The following is a 4,196-nucleotide window of genomic DNA, read 5'->3' on the forward strand; positions in this document are numbered from 1 at the left end:
AGAGATGAGCTTTAATGTAGAGATGCGTCTAGCTCTTGTGATTTAGCACGGACAAAAGGCCCCGGAGACACATCTATTGAGCGCAATGTACTTTATGGTATCCCCGCACATTGGATAAATAAATTTTTCTGAACACCCCTGGTTCGGTGTTCTATATTCACAGAACCGAGCTTGCCCAGACCCTTCGTACGGCTCAGGGTGACATGGAAGAAGGGCGGTGACAATACGCAATAATTCGCATCACGCGGCATTCGACCTGCTATAGCTTCCCTTTCAGTAACTCCGTGAGTACCTGCGGGTTTGCCTGGCCTTTGGTTGCTTTCATCGCCTGCCCCACAAAGAAGCCCATCAAGCCTGTTTTACCGCTTCGGTAGGCTGCTACTTTGTCAGGAAACTTGCCAATGAGTTCATCGACAATGGCCGTCAGAGCAGTTGTATCGCTGACCTGTTTGAGGCCTTTACCCTCGACAATATCGCCGGCAGATGCACCTGTTTTGATCATCTCTGCGAGTACTTCTTTTGCAGTACGATTGGATATGGTACCGTCATCCACCAACGCGATCAGGCCTGCAAGGCCGGCACCGTCAAACTTCAAATCAGCGAGACCCGCATCTTTTAATTCCCCAGGCAGCACACTAACTACCCATGCAGCAGCAGATTTGCCTGATGCACCAGCTGAAACTGCCTCATCAACAAGTTTCGACATACCCGTATCTACAGCCAACACTTCAGCTTCAGGAAGGCTGAGGCCCCAGTCATCCACGTATTTTTCAAACGACACAACAGCCTCAGCACCCTGCTCCTGTAGTGCAGACGCAATATCTTTACGGGTCCGGGTAACAACTTCCTGCTGCTGCTTCTTTGCTTTCTTGCTGCTGCCGTTACCCGACGGCTTTGCCTTGCTCATTTTGGCCCATGAGTCACGCAGGGTAACAACCCGGTTGAACACCAGCTTGTCTGGCCGGCTGTCTTTTTCATCGGTAATGAAATAGCCCTGCCGTTCAAACTGGAAATGCGTCATGGCATCAGCGCCAGCCACACTCGGCTCAACGAAGCTACCCGTCAATACTTGTTTGGAATTCGGATTGAGGTTATCCAGGTAACTGCCGCCTTCTGCAAAATGCTCAGGGTCTGGCGTGGCAAACAGGCGGTCATACAGCCGCACTTCAGCCGGCACAGCGTGGGGTGCAGACAACCAGTGAATGGTACCTTTCACTTTTTTGCCGGCATTTGCGCCACCACGCATCGACTCGGGGTCGTATGAACAGCGCAGTTCCACCACATTGCCCTCAGCGTCTTTCACCACCTCATCACATCTGATGATATAAGCATACCGCAGCCGAACTTCTTGTCCGGGTGAAAGCCTGAAAAACTTTTTAGACGGGTCTTCTTTAAAATCCCCCTGCTCTACGAATAGCTCACGCGAAAAAGGCACTTGACGGGAGCCTTCTTTCGGCACATCGTGCGGCCAATAAGAGGCCTCCAGCAGCTCAGTTTTATCTGCCGGGTAATTGGTAATCACCACTTTGAGCGGATGCAGCACGCTCATCACGCGGGGCGCCTTGTGGTTCAGGTCGTTGCGGATGCTGTATTCGAGCAGTGCAATATCTACGCGGTTTTCAGCTTTACCGATGCCAATCAGGTCACAAAAAGCCTGGATCGACTCGGGTGTATAGCCACGCCGGCGCATGGCTGATACCGTTGGCATACGAGGATCATCCCATCCATCAACAAAATCCTCGTTAACAAGCCGTAGCAGCTTCCGCTTGCTCACAATGGTATAATCGAGATTCCTGCGGGCAAACTCATGCTGGCGCGGACGCGGCTTCCAGTCAACGCGCACGTTCTCTACCAGCCAATCGTACAGCGGCCGGTGCACTTCAAATTCAAGGGTACAAATCGAGTGGGTAATCCCTTCAATGGCATCAGAGAGCGGATGCGCAAAGTCGTACAAGGGGTAAATACACCATGCATCACCACTGCGGTAATGGTGCGCGTGTTTGATACGATACAACACGGGATCGCGGAGGAGCATGTTGTTTGACGCCATATCAATTTTGGCGCGCAAGACGTGTGTACCATTGGGAAATTCGCCGGCCCGCATCCGGGCAAACAAATCCAGATTTTCTTCTACTGTCCGATTGCGGTAGCGACTGTGTACACCCGGCTCAGTGACCGTGCCACGGTGTGCCCTGATTTCTTCTTCCGATTCGCTATCCACATAGGCTTTGCCCTGCTCAATCAGGTCAACGGCGAAACCATATAGCTGCTCAAAGTAATCAGAAGCAAAAAAGAGCTTGTCTTTATAATCAAACCCGAGCCATTTTACGTCGCGCTTAATGGCTTCGACGTACTCCATCTCTTCGGTATCCGGATTTGTATCGTCGAAGCGGAGATGGGCAATGCCGCCTTCGTAATCACGGGCAATGCCAAAGTTGAGACAGACCGAACTGGCGTGCCCGATATGCATGTATCCATTGGGCTCAGGAGGGAAACGGGTTACCACGGCCCCGCCATTTTTACCTTCTGCGAGGTCTTTGTCGATAATGGCCCGCAGGAAATTCGGGCCGGCAGTCCGCTCAGCGGCAGTCTGTTCAGTGGTAGTAAGGTCTTCGGTTTTAGAAGCAGCCACGTGCTTTACTTGTTTTCAATTCTGGTTTTCCGTTTCTGGCTATTAAACGGAAAACAGCCAACAGAAAACCGTAAAACTAATTCATGAATAGTCGAGGCATTTGTTGCCCCGCGTCGTCCTGGATCTTTTCGATATCAGTATCTGCAAACCACCCCTCATCAGCTTCCTGCAACTCACCAGATTCATCTGCCCGTTTGTAATCCTCGATACCTGTAACCCATACCAGGTTCTTCTTAATGCCGGGTGCCACTTCAGTATCCGGCGAAAAGTCGCTCACGGTGCCTTCTACTGCACCGAGCAATTGACCGTGTTGATTATACAGGTGAACCCTGACACGATCTCCAAGCTTAAACTTTTCTCCCATGATCATTTGTTTGCGATCAATTTTGGTTATCAGAAGATTCGGGAAACTTCAAGATACCCTTTACACGCCTTTTCTACGTACCCGTTCTATTTATAAGGTACAAACATGCTTTTTTTCCAGCGCGACGTAGGACGTGCGGCAAGCCTAAATGGATCCCGTTTCATCGTTCAAAAGATATTTTTCACAAAACCCTTGATATTTTCAAAAAATTTTATACTATGTCTTTCGAACTACCCAGACCACCACAACTGAAAGTTTAGGGTTTACAGCAATTTGTACCTGACTTAGCTGGTAGCGCTTTTCTGCGTAACATACACGGAGAGCAAGACCAGATCACCACATCAAGCCAGGGAGCTGCTATCCAAAACATTCTATGCCTCCCAAGCGATCATGTTTTACTCCACGCTACGTGCCCTGCTGCTCGTGAGCGCCCTGGGCCTCACTACGCTTGCGCCTTCTCTTTTCCCACCCGACGTCTCGGGTGTTTGGAAAGTCAACTTCGAAAACGAAGCGGCTACAGAGACCGTCATGGTTTCTTTCGCCCAACAGGATTCACTTGTCACAGGACATTATCTCGGCTACTTCTCTGTTGCGCAACTTGCCGGCAGCATGCAAGGGAAAGACATCGCTTTTTCCTACGACATTGATGGGACGGTGGTTAACCACTATGGCCGGCTGACAGGCAACACAATTTCTGGCTCCTACCACGCGGGCGAATACGAACAAGGCAACTTCAAAGCCACCCGCGTGAAATAGCGGGATTGTACATTCAGGCTGTAGGCTTCGCGGGATGCGTTATGGTGGTCTCGCAGTTCCTGGCTCAGCCTGTTTCGCTCGTCCTTGCCAACGTAATGGGGTCTCCACCGGATGATGGGGAGCAGATCGCCAGTCCTTTATCTGCAATCACGATTGTACGCGCTGCCAACCCAAGATCCTTCGGGGGCTCAGGATGACGTGGGGAAAGATTTGCGCCAGTCCTTAAGCTGCAACCGTTGTTCTACGCGCTGCTAACCCGAGATCCTTCGGGGGCTCAGGATGAACTGTGTTAAGAATCAAGTATTCAGTTTCATTTTTTCGACATAATCATTGTCGAAGGCAACACCGCTTTTGACTACTGCAAACACCTGTCTTACCAGCTTGTTGGCCGCCGCATGCCCGGCGACACGCCTTTGTAGGTTTCTTTCACACATGTCGCGTGCC

Annotated in this window: 3 protein-coding genes; 1 reads left to right on the forward strand and 2 read right to left on the reverse strand. The window is 50.8% G+C overall.

Annotated features, from left to right (window positions below):
* Positions 1-259: 259 nt before the first annotated feature.
* A complete protein-coding gene (locus tag AAF564_26265; protein ID MEM8489078.1) occupies positions 260-2,632 on the reverse strand; it encodes a glutamine--tRNA ligase/YqeY domain fusion protein in 2,373 nt (790 codons plus the stop codon).
* A gap of 76 nt (positions 2,633-2,708) precedes the next feature.
* On the reverse strand, positions 2,709-2,996 hold the full coding sequence (locus AAF564_26270; protein ID MEM8489079.1) for a hypothetical protein: 288 nt from the start codon (positions 2,994-2,996) through the stop codon (positions 2,709-2,711).
* 390 nt (positions 2,997-3,386) lie between these two features.
* Between AAF564_26270 and AAF564_26275 the strand changes: the two genes are divergently transcribed.
* Complete coding sequence (locus tag AAF564_26275) at positions 3,387-3,752, forward strand: hypothetical protein (GenBank protein ID MEM8489080.1); 366 nt, start codon at positions 3,387-3,389, stop codon at positions 3,750-3,752.
* Positions 3,753-4,196: the final 444 nt, after the last annotated feature.

It is taken from the genome of Bacteroidota bacterium (genome assembly GCA_039111535.1).
Classification (GTDB): Bacteria; Bacteroidota; Rhodothermia; order Rhodothermales; family JAHQVL01; genus JBCCIM01.